The following is a 1,130-nucleotide window of genomic DNA, read 5'->3' as shown; positions in this document are numbered from 1 at the left end:
TATAAAATCCCCGATGCGCGAGGTATTAATGGGGGCTTTTTGTGCACCGCTGACGATGGGCACGAAAAGACAGAGAGACGCGAGAGCGAGGAGAGAGTTTTTCATGGCAAAATTTTGAGTTTCTGGAGTACGGTGTCTGCGGTAAATCGGGAGCCGTAGAGTTCTATATCTGTACCAGAGAGAAAAGCAACATTTCCGCTGCCTTCCAAGACACCTTGTCGCAGGTTATCTTTCGGAAGCCAGACCACGTTATTACACTTTACCGTTCGGGTATCGGGCTGACCCATGGTTTCGATGGAGACGCTCCCCACAGCCGTGAGGCGGCTTGGTTTTCGCCCATCAATTTCAATGCGAACATTCTTCGCAACAACTTTTAGCGCGGGCTTTCCCTTCTGGTAGAGAATCGCAGACGTTCCTTCCATCTGTGCGCCCTCTTTCTCCCCCAGGTTGGTCTTGGTTCCCCTCAGCTCTAGCAGGCGGTTGCCCTTACCATCCGAGAAGACAGCACGGGAGTCGGACAGCTCTCCTGTCACAGGAACCGGCGTTGCGGCAGGCTTGGGAGTCGGTGTCGCCATAGGGTTCTGAGTTTGGGGTCTACGCGGCCCACAGCCCATTAGTAGCAGGCAAAAACAAGCGGCGACGTATCTCACGCTTACTTGAGACAGTATTTCTAGCCGTCCGTCGCAGATTTTTCCGAGTCCAATACCGACAGAGTTCCGTAGACCACACGCCCGTGCTTTGCCCCCACAAACTCCGTGATTCCTAGCTCCGCAAGCAGCTCCGACCAGCGGGCAGTTTTCACGACCACCAAGCGCCGGGCAATGCGCTTTGCCTGCGTAATGGCCTCTTGCGTTAGGACACTATGGTCGCCAAATGCCTTCAGCGCCCCCATTGTCTCTTCAGCGGAGTCCACGGCAACATCAAAAAACGGGTCGAAGTAGACCACATCGTAGCGCTTATCCGGGCAAGTTTTCAGAAACTCCAGGTGATGCCCCAGGTGCACAACCTTGATCTGTCGCATGGCGGCATTAATAATTCGGTTCTCGGTTTCAAACACCCTCAGTCCCTCGCGGGTGACAATACCCAGCTCACGGTTTCCCTCGATCCCATGCACCTCACCCGTCTCTCCA

1 protein-coding gene and 1 pseudogene are annotated in these 1,130 nt (G+C 54.5%); both read right to left on the bottom strand.

Going from position 1 to position 1,130, the window contains the following annotated elements; translation table 11 throughout:
• Positions 1–101 precede the first annotated feature (101 nt).
• Positions 102–575, bottom strand: a complete 474-nt coding sequence (locus tag RMO15_RS31005) for a hypothetical protein (RefSeq protein WP_309722409.1) — start codon at positions 573–575, stop codon at positions 102–104.
• Positions 576–670: 95 nt separating this feature from the next.
• A pseudogene (locus RMO15_RS31000) lies at positions 671–1,130 on the bottom strand (protein-L-IsoD(D-D) O-methyltransferase); the annotation flags it as partial.

It is taken from the genome of Armatimonas sp. (assembly GCF_031410135.1).
GTDB lineage: Bacteria > Armatimonadota > Armatimonadia > Armatimonadales > Armatimonadaceae > Armatimonas.
Note: the sequence above shows the minus strand (reverse complement) of the source record. Positions and strands in the feature narration are given on the sequence as shown.

Coding starts and splice junctions, on each gene's coding strand:
- RMO15_RS31005 (WP_309722409.1), bottom strand. CDS start 575: ATGGCGACACCGACTCCCAAGCCTGCCGCAACGCCGGTTCCTGTGACA.